Annotated in this window: 20 protein-coding genes and 2 pseudogenes; 6 read left to right on the forward strand and 16 right to left on the reverse strand. The window is 39.9% G+C overall.

Annotated features, from left to right (window positions below; translation table 11 throughout):
- The first annotated feature begins 80 nt into the window (after positions 1 to 80).
- Positions 81 to 230, forward strand: a complete 150-nt coding sequence (locus H6G74_RS30905) for a hypothetical protein (protein WP_206756976.1) — start codon at positions 81 to 83, stop codon at positions 228 to 230.
- A gap of 84 nt (positions 231 to 314) precedes the next feature.
- Here the strand turns inward: H6G74_RS30905 and H6G74_RS06310 are convergent, their stop codons facing one another.
- The 4 genes from H6G74_RS06310 to H6G74_RS06325 all read right to left on the reverse strand — a co-directional run bounded on the left by H6G74_RS06310 (position 315) and on the right by H6G74_RS06325 (position 5,931).
- Positions 315 to 761: an SRPBCC family protein gene (locus tag H6G74_RS06310; RefSeq protein WP_190966866.1), complete on the reverse strand. Its 447-nt coding sequence runs from the start codon at positions 759 to 761 to the stop codon at positions 315 to 317.
- 24 nt (positions 762 to 785) lie between these two features.
- On the reverse strand, positions 786 to 2,225 hold the full coding sequence (zds, locus tag H6G74_RS06315) for a 9,9'-di-cis-zeta-carotene desaturase (protein WP_190966867.1): 1,440 nt from the start codon (positions 2,223 to 2,225) through the stop codon (positions 786 to 788).
- A 334-nt stretch (positions 2,226 to 2,559) separates the two neighbouring features.
- Positions 2,560 to 2,733 carry a CopG family transcriptional regulator gene (locus H6G74_RS06320; protein ID WP_190871154.1) on the reverse strand — a complete coding sequence of 58 codons (174 nt, stop codon included), beginning with the start codon at positions 2,731 to 2,733 and terminating at the stop codon, positions 2,560 to 2,562.
- Between the two features lie 1,563 nt (positions 2,734 to 4,296).
- Positions 4,297 to 5,931: a DUF6930 domain-containing protein gene (locus tag H6G74_RS06325; RefSeq protein WP_190966868.1), complete on the reverse strand. Its 1,635-nt coding sequence runs from the start codon at positions 5,929 to 5,931 to the stop codon at positions 4,297 to 4,299.
- Positions 5,932 to 6,249: 318 nt separating this feature from the next.
- On the opposite strand from H6G74_RS06325, the gene H6G74_RS06330 reads away from it, so the two are divergent.
- The 3 genes from H6G74_RS06330 to H6G74_RS06340 all read left to right on the forward strand — a co-directional run bounded on the left by H6G74_RS06330 (position 6,250) and on the right by H6G74_RS06340 (position 7,504).
- Positions 6,250 to 6,606, forward strand: a complete 357-nt coding sequence (locus H6G74_RS06330) for an iron-sulfur cluster assembly accessory protein (RefSeq protein ID WP_190966869.1) — start codon at positions 6,250 to 6,252, stop codon at positions 6,604 to 6,606.
- Between the two features lie 73 nt (positions 6,607 to 6,679).
- On the forward strand, positions 6,680 to 7,102 hold the full coding sequence (locus H6G74_RS06335; protein WP_190966870.1) for a hypothetical protein: 423 nt from the start codon (positions 6,680 to 6,682) through the stop codon (positions 7,100 to 7,102).
- Between the two features lie 159 nt (positions 7,103 to 7,261).
- Positions 7,262 to 7,504, forward strand: coding sequence for a hypothetical protein (locus H6G74_RS06340; RefSeq protein WP_062297575.1), 243 nt, complete (start codon positions 7,262 to 7,264; stop codon positions 7,502 to 7,504).
- Between the two features lie 51 nt (positions 7,505 to 7,555).
- On the opposite strand, the gene thyD is transcribed toward H6G74_RS06340, so the two are convergent.
- Entirely contained in the window at positions 7,556 to 8,476 is a 921-nt protein-coding gene (gene thyD, locus H6G74_RS06345) for a thylakoid membrane protein ThyD (protein WP_190966871.1), read from the reverse strand.
- Between the two features lie 287 nt (positions 8,477 to 8,763).
- Here thyD and H6G74_RS06350 point away from each other — a divergent pair, with 287 nt between their 5' ends.
- The gene (locus tag H6G74_RS06350; RefSeq protein WP_190966886.1) at positions 8,764 to 9,111 is read left to right on the forward strand and encodes a hypothetical protein; all 348 of its coding nucleotides are present in this window, start codon (positions 8,764 to 8,766) and stop codon (positions 9,109 to 9,111) included.
- A 180-nt stretch (positions 9,112 to 9,291) separates the two neighbouring features.
- Here the strand turns inward: H6G74_RS06350 and H6G74_RS06355 are convergent, their stop codons facing one another.
- The 11 genes and pseudogenes from H6G74_RS06355 to patX all read right to left on the reverse strand — a co-directional run bounded on the left by H6G74_RS06355 (position 9,292) and on the right by patX (position 19,714).
- The gene (locus tag H6G74_RS06355; protein WP_190966872.1) at positions 9,292 to 9,801 is read right to left on the reverse strand and encodes an FHA domain-containing protein; all 510 of its coding nucleotides are present in this window, start codon (positions 9,799 to 9,801) and stop codon (positions 9,292 to 9,294) included.
- Positions 9,802 to 9,980: 179 nt separating this feature from the next.
- Entirely contained in the window at positions 9,981 to 12,383 is a 2,403-nt protein-coding gene (locus tag H6G74_RS06360) for a heavy metal translocating P-type ATPase (RefSeq protein ID WP_190966873.1), read from the reverse strand.
- Between the two features lie 433 nt (positions 12,384 to 12,816).
- Positions 12,817 to 13,296, reverse strand: coding sequence for a DUF2752 domain-containing protein (locus tag H6G74_RS06365; protein WP_313888460.1), 480 nt, complete (start codon positions 13,294 to 13,296; stop codon positions 12,817 to 12,819).
- A 50-nt stretch (positions 13,297 to 13,346) separates the two neighbouring features.
- Positions 13,347 to 13,613, reverse strand: coding sequence for a TM2 domain-containing protein (locus H6G74_RS06370; RefSeq protein WP_190966874.1), 267 nt, complete (start codon positions 13,611 to 13,613; stop codon positions 13,347 to 13,349).
- Between the two features lie 299 nt (positions 13,614 to 13,912).
- Entirely contained in the window at positions 13,913 to 14,191 is a 279-nt protein-coding gene (locus H6G74_RS06375) for a TM2 domain-containing protein (protein WP_190966875.1), read from the reverse strand.
- Positions 14,192 to 15,190: 999 nt separating this feature from the next.
- On the reverse strand, positions 15,191 to 16,744 hold the full coding sequence (locus H6G74_RS06380; protein WP_190966876.1) for a CPBP family intramembrane glutamic endopeptidase: 1,554 nt from the start codon (positions 16,742 to 16,744) through the stop codon (positions 15,191 to 15,193).
- A 146-nt stretch (positions 16,745 to 16,890) separates the two neighbouring features.
- Positions 16,891 to 17,526: a Uma2 family endonuclease gene (locus H6G74_RS06385; RefSeq protein WP_190966877.1), complete on the reverse strand. Its 636-nt coding sequence runs from the start codon at positions 17,524 to 17,526 to the stop codon at positions 16,891 to 16,893.
- 296 nt (positions 17,527 to 17,822) lie between these two features.
- A complete protein-coding gene (locus H6G74_RS06390; RefSeq protein WP_190966878.1) occupies positions 17,823 to 18,206 on the reverse strand; it encodes a hypothetical protein in 384 nt (127 codons plus the stop codon).
- A gap of 329 nt (positions 18,207 to 18,535) precedes the next feature.
- Positions 18,536 to 18,754 (reverse strand): annotated as a pseudogene (locus tag H6G74_RS06395) (IS701 family transposase); the annotation flags it as partial.
- Positions 18,752 to 19,145 (reverse strand): annotated as a pseudogene (locus H6G74_RS06400) (hypothetical protein); the annotation flags it as partial. The pseudogenes H6G74_RS06400 and H6G74_RS06395, both read right to left, overlap by 3 nt.
- Before the next feature lie 329 nt (positions 19,146 to 19,474).
- Positions 19,475 to 19,714, reverse strand: coding sequence for a heterocyst-inhibiting protein PatX (gene patX / locus H6G74_RS06405; protein ID WP_190966879.1), 240 nt, complete (start codon positions 19,712 to 19,714; stop codon positions 19,475 to 19,477).
- A 644-nt stretch (positions 19,715 to 20,358) separates the two neighbouring features.
- Between patX and H6G74_RS06410 the strand changes: the two genes are divergently transcribed.
- The gene (locus H6G74_RS06410; protein WP_190966880.1) at positions 20,359 to 21,165 is read left to right on the forward strand and encodes a choice-of-anchor W domain-containing protein; all 807 of its coding nucleotides are present in this window, start codon (positions 20,359 to 20,361) and stop codon (positions 21,163 to 21,165) included.
- The last annotated feature ends 274 nt before the right edge of the window (positions 21,166 to 21,439 follow it).

Genomic DNA, 21,439 nt, shown 5'->3' on the forward strand with positions numbered 1-21,439 from the left:
AGTCCCTAGCCTCTGTCCTATATATATATGTACTGCGCTCAACTGAGAAACGCTATAAATCATGCTGAAATTAGCATATTGTGTCAATAAGTAACTTTGGCATAATTTTTTATGCGTCTAACCCAAGCCACACAATAGTTAAAAAACTCTTGATTCTCTCTGCGTCTTTGCGTCTGTGCGTGAGAAAATCTTTTACAGAAAATCGGCGATCGCCAGCTTCCACAGCATAATATTAGGCTGAGTGCGATCGCGTTAGAAGATTTTTCTCTCCTCATAGTAGAAAGCAGGACATTAAATACTATTCCTGCTTTCTACTATGAGTTTGCTTTAACATTTAAAGCATATTGTTTGAATCTTTCTAAATCAGCTTGAATTGTTGATTCTACAACCCTGCCTAAAAACAAGTTATCCATGATTTTGCCAATAATGCCAGGGATAGCATAGGACACAGTTAGCTTGACAATACTACTAGTGTGGCGATCGTAAAACCGAATCGCTCCCTGATTTGGCAAACCATCAATTGATTTCCACTGGATAATCTGGTTGGGGATAATTTTGAGAATCTGCGATTTCCAGGTAAATTCCAAACCGCCAGTGTTGAGTTTCCAAATAGATATCTCTGGATCATCGGGGGGTATTTTGACCGAATCAATCCATTTCATCCATCGGGGCATTTGTTCTAAATCAGACCACAGACTCCACACTAAATCAATGGGAGCCTCTACTTCTACCTGTACACTATGCTCTAGCCAATCTGACATTCTTTGTTGTTCCTCTGGGGTGCGCTACTGCTTGATTGTCTCTAAAATCGCTTTTGCTGCCCTTCTTCCAGAAATTGTTGCTCCTTCCATACTATCGATATAATCTTGCTGAGTATAGCTACCTGCAAGGAAGAAATTCGGAATAGGAGTTTTTTGGTTGGGGCGGTACAAATCCATCCCTGGGGCTTCTCGATAGAGAGATTGGGCAAGTTTCACGACACCATACCAAGTCATGTTAAGTTCCCGTGATGAGGGGAAAAGTTCATGTACTTGCTTGAGGACGTGCTGGGCGATCGCTTCGTTACTTTCCTTAATAAATGGATCTCCTGGTGTGAGTACCAATTGCAGTAGCGAACCTTGTCCTGGGCGATAGTAATCACTAGGACTAGTCAACGCCAAGTCAGCAAAACAAGAAAAGTCTGCGTCAGCAGTATACAGCAAGTTATCTATCCCTGCGGCATGGTTTAGTTGTTTGCGTTTCTCAGCATCTTGCAGTTCTGTCACCCAACCATCAAAACGCAACTGGACTGTAGCTACAGGTACTGCATCTAATTTATAAATATTGTCAAATTCCGACCATTTCCGCCAATCTGCGGGTAATATTCTTTGAATACCTGGAATATCACAGGCGCAGACATAGGCATCTGCGGTGATGGTTTCTGTGCTATCACCTTGAGCTACTACTATGCCAGTAACTCGTGTTTGTCCATCGACTTCAGCAAATTGAATTTCTCGGACTTGCCGACGAGTATAAACTTTCGTGCCTCTAGCTGCCAAATATTCCAGAATTGGTTTATGTAAATACCCTTCCGGGGAACCTTCCAACATCCGCAACACAGAAGCTTCACTTCTGACTGCGAAAAACTGGAAGATAGTTAACATACAACGGGCAGAAATATTTTCACAGTCAATAAATCCCAACGCATAAGCGATGGGGTTCCACATCCGTTTAATGCTACCTTCACTACCACCGTGGCGACAAAACCAATCGGCAAAGCTAATTTTATCTAGGTTGCGGATGGTTTTCATCGCCCCGTCAAAGTCTATTAAGCCTCTAACAATGGGACTGGTACCAAGGGCGATCGCATTTTGTAACTTATCTTGTAAAGATAGTTGGGAAGTCGTGAAAAATGCTTTCAAGCCATTAAAAGGCGCACCTGTGAAAAAACGAAAATCCAATGCACCGGTGCGTCCGCCTTTATTAATAAAAGTATGGGTGTGTTCTTTTAGGCGTAAATGTGACAACGCACCCACTTTTTCCATTAACTCAAACAATTGATAGTAGCAGCCAAAAAAGACGTGTAAACCCATTTCTACATGGTTGCCATCGCCATCTACCCAACTGCCGACTTTACCACCAACAAATGGACGGGACTCAAAAATCTGGACTTCACAGCCAGCATCGGCTAAATCTACAGCGGTTGCTAGTCCAGCCAATCCCGCACCTACAATTGCAACGCGCATTCCGTTCTACCTCTTCAGTTTCTTTACAAATTGTAACTGGGTTGGTGTCGGAATTTGCTACTAGCATCAAGCCTGTTTGCGAGATTTCACACTCGCTGAGTTAGAAATTAGTTGTCAGAGATTGATCAGGAGTCCACCATTATGTAGATGCACGATGGGGTTTAACCCAGGAGTAATAAAAGCTATTTTATTACTTGATTTAATTCCTGATTACTAAATTTACTTCCTGCAAAATGTCTGTGTGGGGTTACACAAACAGAAGTAAAGGTGGACTGAAAAAGCATAATAGGTATTTCTAGCCAAAGCAATGAGAATCTAAAATGCTTTTTCTTATCTATTTTGCTTCCTTATTGTCATCAGATACTGGTAATCCTCGAATCAGTTCTCGAATTACATCTGTTGCAGGTCTACCTGTCTGCTGACAATATTTTTCTAGCTTCTCTGCTTCCTGTGTTGCTAGATTCACAGTGATACGTTTAACGGCCCATTTTTTATTAGTCATTATCATGCTATCTGCTGTATGTTAACACCATCAAAACAACAAAAGACTCCAGATAAGGAGGTATAAGATTATCAGAGTTTGTGTCAAGAAACAAGCAATGCTACAGACACAAAAATCATCATTTTGTCAAATTATTCATCATTTTTCCGGAAGATAATCAGAACGGGATCACTATTGTGGCAGGAAAAGTCCTTGGTGTACATTCATGAGTTGTAACAATTGCACTAATGATGTTTTCAAGAAAACCTGACATTAAATTCCATCAATTAATTTGAGATACCTAAGCTTCACTCAATCGAGATTACCAATATTTTTATTCAGAAAAAGTATTTTAATTTTTCTGCTGCATCAGTTCAGATTACACTGTTGGAGAGACAATTTTGTAAACAACTTCAGACCTTAATACATCTACTAGTTATCAGGTGTGTATATTTGACTGGTAATTACCCAATAGTACGCACCTAAAACGGTTTACTCCCATATTCAACAGTTTTTCTCTGAATTTAGTTTTTGGTACTCATTGGGTGTAGATATCAAAAAATTATGATTGATGATTTAAGCAATCATTGGCTGACTCCTTTATCTCAATTGGGTAAATGTGAGATTTGGTAAATTACTATTTTTAGTAGTAATACAGTGATGTTTGAGTTGATTACGAATTCCGTACAAAACTTTTCGTAAATTTTACAATATGGTTTCGCTTCGCACACATCACTATTCTCGTTTCATGATTTGAGCAATTATGATAAGCATCTAATTAATGAAACGAATTTCAGTCAACATGTTGTACAAACTTAGGCATAAATCTCAATTTGCTTGGCAAAAAGCATTGAGGCTTTTTTAGCTTTCCTCCTTGTAAGTTCCAGTTAAAAATTATTTAGTCAGCACTCACTTCATAAGGGAATAGTTGCTTGATTTTTAGTGCTAAGGCTATTATAACCATGATTTTTCGGCTTTAAATAATCTTCATTTAGTCCTTGATTAGCAGCCTTATCGAGCTTTATAAAAAAAATATAAAGGGAAAAATAGATGAAATAAAGTTTTCAGTAATTACTGAGAAAAATAACCTTGATGATTATCAAGAAGCATCAGAATTTCAAAATTTTAGGATAAAGTTCCAAGGGTTATTTAACTTCTTCATTAAGCTGTTCAAAAAATTATCACTGGGATAGATATCATAATTTAGTGAAAAAATTACTGAAAAATTCCAGCATATCTATGCTTCATGAACTTTGCATAAAGTAATTTAGCCAAGCTTCAAATATTAGTGGGCAGAATCATCTAAAAACCCAAGCACATTTGCTTTATACTTGTCTTCACTAGCCAGCTAAACAAATCCTGAAATTTTGGGATTTTGGAGGAAGAGGACTGAATATCTTGTCCGGTAAGAGACTGATCATAAAGATCGCAGGAGGCAGAAGCAAAAGTATTACTATTCCTGGCATTCAAGCTTTCAAATTGTCATCACATCTCTGACTACCGCTATATATATGTCGAATGCAGGTTAATTCAGCATGGAAAAATACCAAACAACTGGGGTTTGGGAAGATGCTGAATATGGTGATGGAATTAAAGTTGTGGCATTAGTTGTAAAGTGCCAAGACCCAAATCTTTAGGTGAAAGCGATCGCGCTTCAAACAAAGCCACCATATCGCGCAGTTGAGGATTGCCGCGAGCTGCGCCGGTTAATCCTTTGGCAATAATTAAACCGCAGTAACCTTTGGTATTCTTACACCTCTGATTCCATTTTTTACGAGCTTCGACATGGATCGGATCATCATCTAAAAATTCGCCGAATAAAAACAATTCACCATTTTGAGTTTGCAATAAGCCTAAATCGTAGCGATCGCCATCAAACGGATCAGCGCCAGGATTAAAACAAATTGCTTTGAGTCCACCAGCCGCTTCTATACTTTCAATTACTGTCTTGGCTTTGGGGCGGGAAGTTTGAATCAAAATTACAGGTAATCCGTCACCTACCTGTTTAATTTCCCCGGCTGGATGATAAGTTACACCTTTGCGGAGATATTCCAACATTTCCCAAGACACCACACCCAAGCTGAGAAAAGAATCTTCGGGAATTAAGTCATCGCGTAAAGACCGGAAAATCGGGGAATCTGATGTGTCTATTTCCGATTCATCTGTACCAAAGCCAGCCATTTCTTCTAACTCAGCCGCCAATTTTGGCATCGAAGCAACCGTCACCGGAACCGATTTGGTTGCGCCCTCGGCTTCGGGAAGAGAAATTCGATAGCGATGGCTGAGTTCCGGGAAGGTGTCATCAGATAACTGACGACGATGGTCACGAATAAAACGACATAAACTTTCTAAAGCAACATAAACTACCAGAGCTTCTTCGTCATATAAAACAGAACGCAGTCCTTCTAAGGGGTGAATGTTGCCAAAAGTCGGGGCGATTTCTGATAACTCCATCTCAGCTAAATCGTCTGTTTCATCTTCATCCTCGTCATCAGCATCGAGGCTTTCAAAAGTGAGAAATAAACAATCTTGCTTGAGAAAAGCTTCTTCTAAGTGTCCTTGGGAATCTTCATGTTGCAAAACTGCGGCTCGAAAACGTTGCAGGGATTCTTCCGAGCGATAAAACAAAATCCCGTACTCCATACCCAACATCCCCATAACTGAGGCGTAAAGTTTCCCGACATCCCATTTATTAATTTCGATGGAGATAATTTGCTGTTCTTCCAAAAATTCCCAAGGCGCTGCTTGCCAAAGGGCAAAAGCCTTTTCTTGCAAAGCTTGGGCATACTGTGGCGGTAAATCTGGAATTTGGCTATCAACAATTTCTGCAAAACCGCGAAATAATTCATCAATTAAGGGTAAGTCTGGGGCGTAGTCAATCACAATATCTAAATCTTGCAGCACGCCACGCAGGTAAAATTGAATTTCTCGGTCTTTGACTACAATTTTTTGGGGTCTAGCAGGTTTAGCCGGACTGTGGGGATGCTCCATTGCCCGCATCAGGGTGCGAACAATTGCTTCTGGGCCTGTTTCGGGAGGTACTACATCCATGCCACGAACAACACCTTGTGAGCCATCAACCCAAAGAATACAATCACCATTGGCCGATGAGTCGGAATGCGGGATTGGTGACGATGACAATGGACGGCGATCGCCCTCCCATACAGAAGGAATTTGGGGTAATTTATTCAACCGACGATTGGTAGAGCGATTAAAACTTGTCATAGAGTCAGTTCATCAAAGGAAGCAATTTGCATATCAACTGTTGGGGATGGCTAACCTGGAAAGAAATTTTCCGGGCTGTACCTGGAGAGGAATGGCGACTCAGGTTGCCACAAGGCTGAAATTCTGAAAATACCGAATGTTTAAATACACCGAGTCTCTCAATTCTAGAATAAAAAGCTTTGACTGCTTTTGACGGAGTGTTTACAATTGGCAATTTCTGTCCTCAATGTCGCTAGAATATATACACAAATTACCCATCAACCCAGCAGCAATTACAAGTTTCTATAAAGTTACTAGTTATTAAGGAGTTAACAAAATATGACACAAGCAACGCAACCTCAACAACGTGGCATTTTATTAAGCGAAGCAGCTTTGCGCCAAGTAAAACTCCTGCAAGCACAACAAGGTCAAGATTTATGCCTGCGGGTAGGAGTGCGGCAAGGTGGATGCTCCGGGATGTCTTATATGATGGACTTTGAAGACAAGGGCAAGATCACCCCCCAGGATGAAGTTTTTGACTATGACGGCTTTCAAATTATTTGCGATCGCAAAAGCTTGCTGTACCTTTATGGCTTGATGCTTGACTATAGCAATGCGATGATTGGCGGCGGTTTTCAGTTCACTAACCCCAACGCTAGTCAAACCTGTGGTTGTGGTAAGTCATTTGGTGTGTAGTAAGATTGTCATTTGTCATTTGTCTTTTGTATTGACTAATGACTATTGACCAATGACTATTGACTCTTGACTAATGACTAACACCGTTGAATCCTTGTTTGATACAGGTTTGGAACGTTATAAAGCAGGCGAATCAGTGGATTCTTTGATCCCTGTGTTTAAGGAAGTATGCGATCGCGCTCCGAAAACTGCCGCCGCTTGGATTTGTCTAGCATGGTTATATATGTTAGACAATAAGTCCAACTTAGCTTATAAGGCTGCACAAAAAGCAGTCAAGTTAAGCCCCCAAGACCCACAAGCTAGAGTCAATTTGGCTGTAGCAATGTTAGAAACTGGTCAAAAAGGGTTACGCCAACACATTGATGCTGTACAACAGTTATTCTTGGTGAACCCAGAATGGCGCGATGAAATTAACAGTAGTATTGAAGACGGTCTGAGTCGAAAACCAGACTGGGAAAGTCTCAAAAAAGTTAAGAAGTGGTTATTTGAAGAGTAGAGGTGAGAGGATAGAGGTTAGCGGCTAGGGGCTAGAGGTGAAAGTAACATCCCTGATGATTGTCACTTTGTCATAGCTAATTTATATTGCTTAATTTTTATATTCCTAGCCTCTAGCCCCTAGCCCCTAGCCCCTAGCCCCTAGTCTCAAATTGTCGATATGAAAGATAAACTACTAAATTGGCTGAACTTGATTTTGGTAGCCGATGTTTTCTTGGTTTTATTTGGCTTTGGTTGGTTTGCGATCGCAGTTTTTGGTGATGCTGCGGGCATAAATTTGGGTCTTGATTTATGGCACAAGCTTTGGCAACCATTATTTAACCCCGCTATTGGCATCCTGATGGGGGGTGCAATTTTAAGCGGAATTATCAGTTGGGTGTCTCGGAAGTTTCTCACTGATTAGTTATTTTTCAATAGTCAATAGTCCAGTTTTTTTACTATTGACTATTGACTTTTATTGTAAAACTTGCTTCAAAGCTGGTTGTAAATTGGGATATTGATAGGTAAAACCAGATTCTAAAGTGCGCTTTGGCAGAACCTGTTGACCTTCTAAAACGACAATTGCGCCGTCTCCCAGTAAAGCTTCAATGGCAAAAGCCGGAACAGGCAACCAAGAAGGACGATTTAAGACTTTTCCGACAGTTTGAGCCAAATCATTCATCCGGACAGGATTTGGAGCAGTAGCATTATATACTCCTTCCATATCTAACTTGCTTAAAGCTTGCAAAATTAAGTTCACTACATCGTCAATATGAATCCACGAAAACCATTGGCGACCACTGCCAATTGGCCCTCCGGCAAAAAGCTGAAAAGGTGGAATCATTTTCGCTAAAGCCCCACCCTTGCCCAGTACAATCCCAAAACGCAGAATTACCAGTCGCACACCCGCATCTTTAACCTTTGTGGCTTCTGCTTCCCAGGCTTGGCAGACTTGAGCCAGAAAATCATTACCCGATACACTGGCTTCATCAAAAGTAGCGGCTTCACTTGTACCGTAGTAACCAATAGCAGAAGTGTTAACTAATACTCTTGGTTTGGGGTTAGCTTTAGCTATGGCTTCAACTATTTTCTGAGTGCCTAGCTGACGACTATTGAGGATTTCTTGCTTACGTTCTGCTGTCCAGCGTCCCTCACCAATAGGTTCGCCTGCCAGATTCACAACAGCTTCGCAACCGCTAACGGCATCTTGCCAAGCACCTGATGTTGTTGGGGTGTATGTAACAATTTCTACACTAGGAAAATTGGCAGATGGAAACACCTTTTGAGCAAAGCCAGCATTACGTGTTAATACCAATACTTGATAACCTTCAGTTTGCAGTCGTTCTACTAAACGACTCCCGACTAATCCTGTTGCTCCAGTAATTGCTACTTTCATTCTGCACCTCCCCAAAGCCTTATACAATTTTGGATTTTAGATTGAAAATTGCTGTCTCAATCTGTATCTATGTTCGGTCAATCCATTTCCCGCCATTCTTTGGCAAATTGGACTCATTTTAAAGTTTTTTATCAAATTTTCAAGATGTGTTTCTCTGGTATGTTAGCGAAAAGCACTGAATTTCAGGCAATTTGCCAGTACCTTTATGTAATCAATCTGTAATGAATTACCGTTTGGCGGCTTTGGTATTATACGATGGACGGAGTGTTGCAATGCTTGGGGCTATTATGGCTCGCTATACCTGTTCATTTACAATTGGTCTTTCGATTGACCGTCTTCAGCCATTACTGCTAGAACTTCTCCAAGGCTGCGATTTGGAAATTCAGTACTACAAGTCAGATTACATTTTGGCTCGTGAAATTCCTGGTAATGTTTCATTTTCCAAATCTGTCAAGGTGGAAGTATTCATTGACAGATCAAGCGCCACTGAAACAGAATCCCGGATGAGTGTCATTGTTAAAAATGAAGAATTGCCAATTCATCTTGAGAATCACTGCCGCAAAATGTTTGAATTTATCAAACAAGAAATTGAACACAGCCGCCATTGGCATTTAATTGAAAGCCTCGCTGGTTAATTACAGCAGATTTCAAGTGAATGAAATACATCATTTAGTTGTTAAAGCTAAATATAATAGCCTATTCTCATTCTGAATTCTGCTGTAAATGGAATGCTGATAGGCTAACTTTAGGCAAAGCCAACTCTAACAAATTGAGTTAGTGTAAAACAAACAAGCTATCCGAGAATTAGCTGATTTTTACTCTTGTATATCTTCTGGATCGTCAGTCATACCAGGATTAATCAGAGTGATATCATACTCACTGGAATCGGTTTGTCCTGAACGTTGAGTATTTCTCAAGAGATAATAGATGGCACGTACTTGAGGGCCAAAAACGATTTCGTCTTCATTTTTTAAATCGTGGGCTGGGATTTTGCGCCCATTAATCATCAATCCATTGGCACTGGGTTTACCTTTAGCATCACCATCTACAATGCGATAGTAATAGCTGTGAGTGTTTTGTCCTCTTGGCAATCTGACTAAGGTAGCATGACGACGAGAGACAAATTGAGATACTAAACGGATGTTGCAATCACGGTCTCGCCCAATAGAGTAAACGGAATTTTCTAGCGAAAATTCTTTGCGACCTTGATCATCTTCAAGAATCAGTAGATGGCTTTCATGAGTTTCGGGTGCCATTGATATATCGTGATCACTATCAACAGAATTTTGATTAATTAACGTTGGTCTATTATTGTTTCCTACCATTCTTGCTTACTACAGTCTGTGGTGATAACTCTGACAAACTTGAAAGCTATTCTGACTGAGAAGAGTAGAACGTCAATGTTCTACTCTGTGAGATGTATTACATCTAACTATCGATTTAGTTTAACCTGAGTTGGTAAAAACTGGCATTCGGTTTGCATTCTCACATTTAATAACGGTATTTATCGCCTGTGAGCTAGTCTTCGTAAGAATATGGAGTTAGTCACAACACTAACTGAACTAAAGGCCATGAGTGCGGCGGCGTTTGATGGGCTGAGGACAAAACCCATACTAGGTAATAAAACACCAGCCGCTAAAGGAATACCCAAGGTATTGTATGCAAAAGCCCAAAATAAATTTTGGCGGATTTTGTTGAATGTGGCACGGCTGAGGCTAATGGATTCTACAACGTCACTTAAGCGATCGCGCATCAATATAATTTCCGCAGTTTCCATTGCCACGTCTGTACCTGAGTGTAAGGCAATGCCGACATCTGCTTGAGATAAGGCTGGCGCATCATTAATGCCATCTCCCACCATCGCTACAATTGAGTGCTGAGTTCCAGTTTGTAGAGATTTAATTAGTTCAGCTTTTTTACTGGGTGGCACTCCGGCGATGATATCAGCATGATCTAATCCTAGTTGTTTACCGATCGCATTGGCGGCTTCTTGGCGATCGCCACTCAATAGCATTACCCTTAAACCCTTGTGCTGCAATTTTTCTACTGTGGTTTTGGCATCAGGTCGTAAGGTATCTTGAATGGCGATGAGTCCTGCTAAATTGCCAGCAACAGCCACGCATACAACTGTTTTGCCTGCTGTCGCCAGTCTTTGAATTTCTTGTTTGGCAATTTCACTAACCACAACTCCATGCCAACTTAACCAATCTTGATTGCCTAACAGCACTGTTGTTTCTTCCACCACCGCAGACACTCCTAACCCTGGTTCGGTATGGAAATCAACGGCGTTGGGAATAGATAATTGCAGGCGTTGTACTTCTTGTTGAATGGCTTTAGCTAAGGGGTGATAAGTGCCACTTTCTACTGCGGCGGCTAGTTGAATGAGGGAGTAGGAAGTAGGGAGTAGGGAGTGGGCTAGTTCTAGGCAATCGGTAACAGTGGGATTACCAGTGGTGAGTGTGCCTGTTTTATCAAAGACGACAGTATTTAGTTGGTGAACTTTTTCTAAAACGTCACCGCCTTTGATTAATAAACCGCGTTCTGCACCGATACCAGTGCCGACGAGAATGGCTGTGGGTGTGGCTAACCCTAAAGCACAGGGACAAGCGACTACCATAACGGCGATCGCTAGTTTTAAGCTGGTTAATAATGGGGAGTGGGGAGTGGGAAGTGGGGAGTTGTTGCTATGGGCGGTGTGACTCATCATTTCCATACCGTTGGAGATGATGGCATCAGGCCAGAGGTGAGTGCCAAAAAAGTACCAAAAGACAAAAGTTAATACAGAAGCGGTCAGCACGCCGTAGGTAAAGTATCCAGCAACTTTATCGGCTAATTTCTGTACAGGTGCTTTGCGGGTTTGGGCGGCTTCTACTAGGGCGACAATTTGCGCCAATGTAGTATCGTTGCCTGTACGGGTTGCTTGAATTGCGATCGCACCTGATTGGTTGATTGTGCCAGCAGTAACTAGATCACCTGCTTGTTTACTTACAGGTACAGCTTCGCCCGTTAACATCGACTCATCTATGGTTGTCTGCCCAAAGCGCACTTCACCATCTACGGGAATTTTATCTCCAGGTAAGACCTGTAACCATTCACCCACCCGCACTTGTTCGGCTGGGATTTCGATACTGTTAGCCGCAATTCCTAATTTTTCGGGGTTTGGGTTGGGAATTAACCTGGCTACCTGTGGTTGGAGTGCGAGTAATTGTCGAAAGGCGTTAGCCGCCCTACCTCTGGCTTGTCTTTCTAAGGTTCTACCCAGGAGGATAAAGCCTAACATCATCACTGGTTCATCAAAGAAGCACTCCCAACCCATTTGGGGGAACAACAACGCCACCAAACTTGCAGTGTAAGCGGTGATTGTTCCTAAACCGATTAAGGTGTTCATGTTGGGAGAATTGCGCCGCCAACCTAGCCAGCCATCAACAATAATGGGACGGCCGGGAAATAACAGTGCTACTGTTGCGAGTCCACAATGAAACCAAATGTTGTCTAATATCGGCCAAGTTACACCAATGAAACTGCTTAGATGGCCAATTCCCGACAACACCAGTAATATAGCAGCGATCGCTAATTGTCGGAATGCTGCACGCATTTCTTGGTGCTGTCTGTTGGCAGAATCTTCTAATGCGGCTTGGTGATTAGATTTGCGGGGTTGAGTTGGGAATCCAGCAGTAGTTAATCGTTTTGCCAGTGCATCTTCATCTACCACCCCAACTTCTGACTCTACGACTGCGACTTCTGTAGCCAAATTGACGCAGGCAGTTTTGACCCCCGGATATTGAGTTAGCTGACGTTCTACAGCACTTACGCACCCAGCACACTTCATTCCCCCCACATCCAGAATAATTGTCTCAGAAGTGGGGGCTAGTTCTGGGTCAAGGTTCGTTTTCGACACAAGTTGCATGGCAAGTTTTTAGATTCACTACGAACATTCAACGCCTGACTACAAGCGTCTCTATTTCGAGCGTAGGCGAAATTTGGAACTATGACTGAATATCAATAACATTAATTTTACTTATTTTCCACCTGACCTGGCTCTCAGTTGCGCTTCCAGCGTAGATAAGTAACATAAACAATCGCAGCCAACTGCATTGGTAGTAGAAAAACTACACTTTTTAAATAATAATTAATTTCTAAATTAGACATGGTACTAAAATATCCACAGCCTAATAGCAGTAAGAAAACCCAAATGAGATGTTTACGTTTGAGCATTGGCATAGTAGTAAAACTCAGACTGTTTTTCCCATCCTAATTGATATATGAACAAAAGAAACAAAGGTGACAAGGTAGAGATATGTTGGTAAATGATTGAGAAATTGTTCTAGCCATTTAAAGACTTACCGAAAAAGCCATTGACCCAAAGGAGATTGACTAAAGACAATATACAATTCTCCTGTTTGTGAGATGTGATACAACCGGAAAGTATGATAAATTAACACAGTCAGTAAGAATAGTATTTGTACCTTTTTTAGTCTTAATAGTTGACAATATAAAGTTGTAATTTGCTGCCTAGTTAACAATTCTAAAGTAACGTGAACTATGGCAATGACAAAACTAGCAAATAAAATTGGCCCAAATAAATTCTCGGTCAATGCTTGGTTTAAGTCTCCTCGTCCAATAGCCATAAATGAGCGCGTCATACCACAGGTAGGACAGGGAATTCCAGTTAAGTGTCGGATCGGGCAGACTAAAAACCCAAGACGATAATTTTGATTGTAAAAATATGTCCCAAATAGGGGGGTATAAGAGAATCCTAATATACCCCAACGCAATAGCTTACCGTGGCACGATAGAGGAGTAGAAGATAATTTCAACACAGATGTCCTCTGAAATCATAACGGCAAATCAAACCTGCTAAAGTTAAAACTTAAAACCAGCCTTTTTTGTTGACAATATAAGCCTCAACAAATTCATCATCAGTTTTGGTTAAGTAAATAACTCCTTCTACTAAACCAATAATGCCCATAATTGCCCCACCAAAACCACAGGTGAGGATGCTAACGAGCAACATAATCAAGCCTTCGGTTGTGTAACCAAGAATAAACTTGTGAATTCCTAAAGCTCCTAACAAGATTGCACAAATTCCAGCTGCTAGTTTTTTATTACTGATCTCACTGGGACTGTTATTAGACATTGGTTAGAAATGCCCCTCAATTATAAATAACACTCCAATTTTATAGTAACTATATTTACTTGGCATCTACATATTTACAACATATACAATTTGTTATCTAGTAAACCTTTAGTTACACTTTGCTGGTAAATTTGAGCGTCTATCACAGGAAGTCAGAGGTAGCATTAAATATAGTTAAGTATTACACTTAAAATATTAAGATAAGTTACAGTGTATTTATTAATTAAAAATTAAAATTTTCAGATACCCGACTTTATTAAGAAAATCGGGTATATTGCTGTTCTTGTGAGATATGAGCTTTAGAACCAGCCTTGTTTATTGACAAAATAGATGTTGGCAAATTCTTCTGAGGATTTGTTTAAATAAATCATGCCTTCAATCAAACCAATCAGCTGCATCACTATCAAGGCGACTCCATAAGTAAAAGTACCTGCAACTATGGATATAGCTAACATAATAAAGCCTTCAGCAGCATATCCTAAAATAAATTTATGAACGCCAAACCCGCCAAAAATAATCCCGCAGTAACCAGCCAAAAGTTGTTTATTGGGATGGCTAGTAGGGTTGAGATTTGCCATAGTATTCTTACTCCTCAAAGATTAGTGGAAAACTAAATTTTTCTTTTGATGAAGAACTATTGAGTTCAATTCATAATTTGTAATTAAGTTTTTTGAATCTCAATATAGAAACGCAGAAACCACCAAGAAAAACGTGCTTTTTCTTAGTCATACATGAATAGTCAGCTAGGAAAAACTATTTATGGAGCTGATTTTTTGTTAGTATACGCCTAACGTCTGCCCAAATAAAGATGTCAACACTTTAAAAAAAACACTACAAAATATAAGTAATAGAAACAAGTACTTTGTAGCTGCAAACTAGCAAGCTACTTGATTTACAGCAGAATTCGAGCATCAAAATTCAGAATTAGATTAGTTCTCTATCTAGCGTGGAGAACTAAATTGTGTACTTTATTTACTTGAAATCTGCTGTATGTATTTAATTGTGATTATGACATCAAAAACAGAGATTTTGCAGATTCGTAAGTATGATTTCTCTGGAGGAGGATAAATACTCATAATCAGCAAAAAACGGCGATATCATACCATATTCTTCAAGCCCATTAATGTTATTTCCGGACTTTTTTGATATGGCTGTAATGATGAGATTTTAAGTTAGTTGGAAATGGATAAATTCGATACAGATGACATATATTCTACAACTAAAAAATTATGCCATCTTGGTATTAGTGAATTGAAGTTACACTGAATACCTTATTGAATTGTTTTGCGTCACTCCTATGGTTAAGGGCTATGATTCAATATTGCCTGCCAAATACAACACAGTTAGGCAATCAACATCTGAAAAATAGCTCTAACTATCTAGATAGTACTAGATGTTTATCCAGAAGTTTTGTAATCTATTTGACAGTAATGTTGAGATTTTTTGGCTATCAATATTGTTAAATTTCAGCCAAGTTTCACGGAATACTTGATTTAGTAATCACCAGCGAAAAATCATCACCTACGCAGATGTAACCAGATATTTTTTGATACGGCAACCGTATTAAATATGTTTTATTAGTTACTACTGCCCAAGAGGAAAAGACTCAGTAATGTGCCACTATTCCAGAGGCTGTGGAGTAGCATAGGAGCAAGGAGATTGCGCGATCGCGTGTACACTACTCCCAGGACGATCCCCAAGGCGGTGAGTGGTAAAACTTCTGACAAGCTTAGGTGAGCGATCGCAAACAACAGGCTACTAGCCAAAATCGCCCCCCATACAGGTAAATAACGGGTGAGGGAGGGTAGCAAAAAGCCCCGAAATAAAATTTCTTCAAATATGGGAGCAGCGATCGCAGCTGTGGAGAAAAATATTCCTAATGCTATAGAATCTTGACTTTCTAGCGCCAGTTGCAATAACGGATTACTACCACCCTGCCCTTGCCAGAGTTTTTGATTAATCAACGATACCACCACAACCACAGGTAAAGCGGTGCAGTAACCGCCTAATCCCCACAACCACCAATTATCTTGGAGTTGGAATTTAAACCACAATCTTGGCAGAGGGAAAAACCGTTTGATGGAAAAATACATCACCGACAGCGCCCCCGCCGCCACCAAAAAGTAACTTACCAACACAGAAAAAGCTTGTAAGCGTACACCGACAATCGGGCGGGGAATTGGCAGTATAGATAATAGAATGGGAACAAAAACTTGTCCCATAAAGAAAAATCCCACAACAAAAACCTGGAGTACGGTTTCACCATCCCAAGGTGTTGTCCAAACTAAATCACCATTTTGTGCCAGTAACGCTTCTTTTCCTTTCAGGAAGCGTTGTATCAATAAGAAAATCAGCAGAATTGTGCCTATCAATGCTGCTAAGGCGGGGATCGTACCGATGAGGGTGAGTTTAAATACTGCTTGGGCTGCGGCTTCTTGCTGTGCAGCTTTGACTGTGGCTAAAGGTTCTTGACGTTGCTGGAGTTGGTATAGCTGAATCAAAGCCGTATTCCGAAACCAACCATCTAAATTCTTTTGAATTAGCTGTTGGGCATTAGGTAAGATGCGGGGGGGATTACTCCAGAGTCCACTTAAGATAGTCGCGGTATCTGCAAAATCGCTGCTGAGTTCTGGCTGTTGTAATTCCGCCCAAGTTTTCAAGGCTGTGTCTTGTTGTCCTTGTTGTACTTGTAAAATTCCTAGACGTAAATCTAACTCTGCGAGTAATTTTTGCTGTTGGTAAAGAGATTGCTGTAATTGTTTTTTGGTGAGTTCTGGAGATGCGCTAGTGTCAACAGTGTCTTGTGGTAGGGGTTTAGCTGGAGAACTTAGCTGTGTAAGTTGGCTGTTAAGCTTATCTAAATTAGTTTGTACAGATTTTTTGGCTTCTTGATATTGCTGCGTTGCATTTTCTAGGGGCTGATCTTCGAGGATGGCTTGGCGAATTACCTGAAAATTATCACCATTGCTATCTTCTGGCTGCCAAGCTTGGGCTTGCAGCGCAATATTGGTTTGATAAAGTTCCAGACGACTTTGGAACTGTGGTTTCTGCCAACTACTGACTAGCGATAAAGTTGCCAGTACAACTGCTATCACAGTCGAAATGATTAAAACCAATCGTTTGATTGTCATCTATCCCCCTTGGACGAACCAGAATATGCCCCTTGGGAATTATCGCAAGAAAAAGCAGGAGGTGGATAGATATGATCAAGATTGTGAGTCTACTTTACAAGGATAGCGATCGCCCACCGCACCACAGGATGTTAAATTACAACTCATTAACCCTCTAGCTGACTTCTTACCCAAGTACGGAATAATTTGAGTAAAGCAATTTCACCCATAGTTTTACTTTGTTCAATAAATCGGCTCATATCACGCACTGATACTATGGGAAAGGCAATACTAAACTCACACGCAATATATTGCCCTTCTAATAATTGATAAAATTTTAAATTCTGACCGTTATATCTCCATAGTTCAGTAATACCTAATGCGGCATAAATATTAAACTTATTAACTGAACTACTAGTAATATCAACTTCTATTGCTAAATCAGGTGGTGGATCAGTTTCTAAGTCTAAAGTTTCCTTACCTCGCATCAATAATTCATTTTGGATATAATAACAAGCATCTGGTTCTATACCTTTTTTAACTAACTTCTGCTTTAATGTTGTAGAAGCAGCACTTCTGATTTCAATATCTAATTCTTCAGCTAACGCAACAATAAAGTTTCCTAAATTACTTTTAGGATTTTCATGTTCAAACAGTGATGTCATAATTTCTAAAGTGCCGCAGTCGTAAGCAAACCGAGAACCTCTATCTTCACCCGTATCTCTTAGCAAAGCTTCAAAGGTTTCCCAGCTAACGTTGTGCAGAACTGTCCTTTGTTCAGCAGGAGTTGACTTGGCAAGCATATAAAAATGTTGATTTTATCAGATGACGAGATATATAAATTTTATCGTGTATATATATCGAGTGGGCATCAACTTCAAGTTCTGCCCACCCTAGATATAATCCAGCAGTCAAATAAAAGATAGTATATGGTTACAAAAGCTTTTGGTTCTTGGGACGCAGATTTTACTGAGTAAAAATTCAAGTTACACCCAGCAAATCTATTACCCTGATTGTTGTTAAATCTAAATACAATTTTTTCGACAGTTTGATGAAGGTTTGAGTCTTCCAGTTGACATTGATTTTTTCAAAGTTCAACCTAGTATACTAAGTTGCCACTACCGCGTAATTGCCGCAAAGAATTGATGCAATAAGGACAGTCACACTTAAAAATTCTAATTGCGGCATCACTTTCTTCATCTGTAAAATTCAATTCTGCAATGTTGGTATCAGATGGCTGCGATGAAACAACCATAGATTTAGGCGTGGGAGGTGCTTTGGGATCTCTTTCGGAATCTCGAATACAAACAAAATCCTTCAAACCGTGGGGATTAGTGATGCAAGTACGTCCATCGCCTGTGTGAATTAACTTTTGGGTGAGGTTCACAGAGGCGTGTGCTGGATGTATTGCTGTCAATGTAGACATCAGGGAAGTAAAGATTGCCGAACTAGAAAGCAAATTCAGTACTAATTTTTTGTTCATATTTTTCTTGATAGAACATCTCTGAATGCCAAGCCTATCCTATTAATTGTTAATGGTCAAGATGATGTTGGTGATAAATATAAAAGATTACTAACATGTTATATTTCTCTTGTCTTCTTGGCTAAGAATACCAAAAATTTGTTTTATTCATCTATCAAAGTAAGTAAAGTTATGGGCTATTAGAAGTTATTTATCAATATTTTCATAAGTGTGTTAGGTGCAGATTGTGAGCTAATTCATTCCCAAAACTAGATACGAGTACCTAACGCACCGCTAGATTATCCCTCTTATGTCACTTTCCGAGATAAGCAAGTAGTTCAGGAGCTAAATCATCCAGAAGCATAAGAGGGTTTAAATTGATTCATTGCAGCAATTAAATGATTGAATCCCAATAATAAATGTGAATTAGGGAAAATACTTAACCAGGGATAAATTAACCAAAATAGTAAAAGTGGCTGGATAATGAGACGTAGATTATTTAAACTATTCTTCCATCCAGATTCGTGGTTCCATTATGGATGATTAGAAAAATCAACATCCTTACATCTTCCTGGCGGATAGGTGCGTTTAACAGAATATTCCCCGCCTTCGGTGTCAGAGAGAATTTCCATAATGATCGCAGGTACTTCACCTTCTAAATATAGGAGTATAACTTTTGCGATCGCTTAAAATTTGATTTACTGCTGGAACATAAACCCAATCAGGTGCTTTTAAAATCAATTGTCCATTGACAGTTGCACAAAGACCAAAATTCGAGGCTATCAACATCTGTGGTTGAATAAAACCGCCAATTTCTAGGCTTTCACGCAACGCACCAGCCAAAATTGGCTGATTGGTATTCTCCACAGGTTCACCCTCTAATTGATAATCATCGGGTAATGCTTCCCAAGAGATTACCATGTCAGTTGGCGATTTAGCTGCACCGAGTTGGGTTGCAATAACACAGCATCAATATTAGTTTCTTCTTATGTTACCCCTCCCAGCACGAAGATGATGCGATCGTACTTAGAAACGGGTAGATGCCAAGTTCAAAAATATCTCAATGAGACTTTCTGGATTTTAAAATTTAAAATCTCAAAAAATTTTCAAAAAACAAGAAATTATCTGATTGAAGGAATAGGTGATTTTAAGAAACGAGCGGCAGGAATACTGCAAGAATGTTAAATTTCTTTGAAGATAAAATGTGATCTGATTGCCAGAAATTCTGGAAAATGCTTTGATTTTTACTGGATTCTTTTATCACTAGCTGACTTTAGCCTAAAAGAATTCTAACCAACGGGAAAAGCATTATTGAGAGACTCAATTAAATCTCTGCGTCCACTACCGCGATGAGGTGTCGGATTTTCTGGCTCATTTGATTTGGGTTTGGGTTTTGGTTTTGCTGATAACAACATTTTGCCTCCTGTATCACCAATTAGCGTATGTGAGCGATTTAAACTGTCTGAACCGTTAAACACCAAAGAACCGAGAACCACACTAGAAACTAAAAGCGAAAATGTAGCACGCATGGCAGATATTTCTTGTGAACTCTAATATTCACTGCTACTGAGTTTCTGAATGTGTATCCGGAAAGTTTGCAAAATAGTATTCTGTTTGACAGAAAGAAATTGAGTTTGACGTTAAGTAAATACTCCTGAATCCCATAGAGACCCGCATCACCAATCATGTTCATCGCCAGGAGTGGGTATACAGTTGTTGCCGGTGTGTAAGGTGAAGTTTAACTTTAATTGTTAGCTACAAGCTGTCAGTTGGGAAATTCCAGAAATTGAATGATTCAGTTTACAAAGTCAGAGTGATGGAATATTTATTGACTTTGGAAGTTCCTGGATGAACACAGATGGCATATATCAAGCTGTAAAATGTATACGTACGTATATTTAGCTAAAAAGTTAAAATTTTATCTTATATAAAGTTTCAATCAAAATCAGCCAATAGTTATCGACAGCTTAGGCGACTTTGTTTTACTCTGAAAACACAAAACATCACCTAGTTCTATTACTGGTATATAAAAAACTTTGCTTATCAAAATATTCAGTGAACAGCAAAGCTAAAAATTGATGAGAACTGTATTGTTTTACTGAGTAAAAAATCGAACTAAATTAATCAGGTGTAGACTACTAAATTGTTAAAAATAGCTATTTGTGGAGAATTTATGTCATTTTTAACCAAATATCGAGCTAATAGCCAATTATTGTTGACTCTAGGGTTAATGATATCGGGATTATTGATATTACCCAACCCAGCCAAAGCTGTTACACTTGCGCCTCTAACATCACAAGATGCTAACCCAGGCTTTGATGACACAGACTTTAATTTACTCCTAGATCAAGGAGATTTTAAGGAGTTGTTTGTTGCTGAAGCTCGAATTGGTAACAATGGGTTTGGTGGCAACGGCGAGCGGGAATTAGGGATTAATCGAGATGTGAGAGCAACTGTAGATGCAGGGCTACCCGTGGCTAAAGCAGATTTAGTCTGGGGTAATGGTAAAGTTTGGGATTTTAGTTTGGAATATACAGGTAGCAAGGTAACTTACAAAGTGTTTGATGCTAACCAAACCTTCCAATTAATGACTCAAGAATTTAGCGGTGCTGTCACAGATATCTTTATCCGCACTTTTGCTAATAAAGGTAGTGGTAGTAACGTTCAAAACGCTGTTTCTTTAACTAATTTAGTTCTTAATGGTACAGCGTTAGGAAGTTTAGCCTCAGCAAGTACAAATACTACAAAGGATTTAGATTATCTCCATCTCACTGGTCTTTCTGCACCCTTTACACTAACTGGTAAAACAGCATTTAGCTGGGTTGGTGCTGCACCTAGTCGTTCTAACCTGGCCTTCCAAATCAAAGTCGGTACTTCTCAATCAGTTCCAGAACCTAGTACTCTTGCGGCTATCTTCTTGGCTACTATGACAGGTGCAGCAAGGTTAAAAAGACAAAAGACAGCTGCTCAAAAAGTTTAAATTGATTGCGTAATTTAGGCTAATCAAGATTGTCTGTAGAAACTGGGTATACGGGTATACAGTTCAGTTAAGGCAACAACTTAGACTGGTGTAGGTTGGGTGGAGGAACGGAACCCAACATTCACGCATAATTTGTTGGGTTACGCTATCGCTACACCCAACCTTGTATATTGAGGGAAGTAGTAGACCGTCCCAACCTTGGTCACAATAGACCGCTATGTAGCACGGGTCACTACAAAAATCTCTTTGACAGAACTCGAACAGTCGCCAGGGG

It is taken from the genome of Nostoc spongiaeforme FACHB-130 (assembly GCF_014698475.1).
Taxonomy (GTDB): Bacteria; Cyanobacteriota; Cyanobacteriia; order Cyanobacteriales; family Nostocaceae; genus Nostoc_B; species Nostoc_B spongiaeforme.

What these genes read in the sequence shown, in the direction of transcription:
- H6G74_RS06390 (WP_190966878.1), bottom strand. Translation starts at nt 18,206, where the DNA reads ATGAACAAAAAATTAGTACTGAATTTGCTTTCTAGTTCGGCAATCTTT.
- H6G74_RS06325 (WP_190966868.1), bottom strand. Translation starts at nt 5,931, where the DNA reads ATGACAAGTTTTAATCGCTCTACCAATCGTCGGTTGAATAAATTACCC.
- H6G74_RS06375 (WP_190966875.1), bottom strand. Translation starts at nt 14,191, where the DNA reads ATGGCAAATCTCAACCCTACTAGCCATCCCAATAAACAACTTTTGGCT.
- H6G74_RS06330 (WP_190966869.1), top strand. Translation starts at nt 6,250, where the DNA reads ATGACACAAGCAACGCAACCTCAACAACGTGGCATTTTATTAAGCGAA.
- H6G74_RS06370 (WP_190966874.1), bottom strand. Translation starts at nt 13,613, where the DNA reads ATGTCTAATAACAGTCCCAGTGAGATCAGTAATAAAAAACTAGCAGCT.
- H6G74_RS06360 (WP_190966873.1), bottom strand. Translation starts at nt 12,383, where the DNA reads ATGCAACTTGTGTCGAAAACGAACCTTGACCCAGAACTAGCCCCCACT.
- H6G74_RS06385 (WP_190966877.1), bottom strand. Translation starts at nt 17,526, where the DNA reads ATGCTTGCCAAGTCAACTCCTGCTGAACAAAGGACAGTTCTGCACAAC.
- H6G74_RS06340 (WP_062297575.1), top strand. Translation starts at nt 7,262, where the DNA reads ATGAAAGATAAACTACTAAATTGGCTGAACTTGATTTTGGTAGCCGAT.
- H6G74_RS06380 (WP_190966876.1), bottom strand. Translation starts at nt 16,744, where the DNA reads ATGACAATCAAACGATTGGTTTTAATCATTTCGACTGTGATAGCAGTT.
- patX (WP_190966879.1), bottom strand. Translation starts at nt 19,714, where the DNA reads ATGCGTGCTACATTTTCGCTTTTAGTTTCTAGTGTGGTTCTCGGTTCT.
- H6G74_RS06335 (WP_190966870.1), top strand. Translation starts at nt 6,680, where the DNA reads ATGACTAACACCGTTGAATCCTTGTTTGATACAGGTTTGGAACGTTAT.
- H6G74_RS06320 (WP_190871154.1), bottom strand. Translation starts at nt 2,733, where the DNA reads ATGATAATGACTAATAAAAAATGGGCCGTTAAACGTATCACTGTGAAT.
- H6G74_RS06310 (WP_190966866.1), bottom strand. Translation starts at nt 761, where the DNA reads ATGTCAGATTGGCTAGAGCATAGTGTACAGGTAGAAGTAGAGGCTCCC.
- zds (WP_190966867.1), bottom strand. Translation starts at nt 2,225, where the DNA reads ATGCGCGTTGCAATTGTAGGTGCGGGATTGGCTGGACTAGCAACCGCT.
- H6G74_RS06350 (WP_190966886.1), top strand. Translation starts at nt 8,764, where the DNA reads ATGGCTCGCTATACCTGTTCATTTACAATTGGTCTTTCGATTGACCGT.
- thyD (WP_190966871.1), bottom strand. Translation starts at nt 8,476, where the DNA reads ATGAAAGTAGCAATTACTGGAGCAACAGGATTAGTCGGGAGTCGTTTA.
- H6G74_RS06355 (WP_190966872.1), bottom strand. Translation starts at nt 9,801, where the DNA reads ATGGTAGGAAACAATAATAGACCAACGTTAATTAATCAAAATTCTGTT.
- H6G74_RS06410 (WP_190966880.1), top strand. Translation starts at nt 20,359, where the DNA reads ATGTCATTTTTAACCAAATATCGAGCTAATAGCCAATTATTGTTGACT.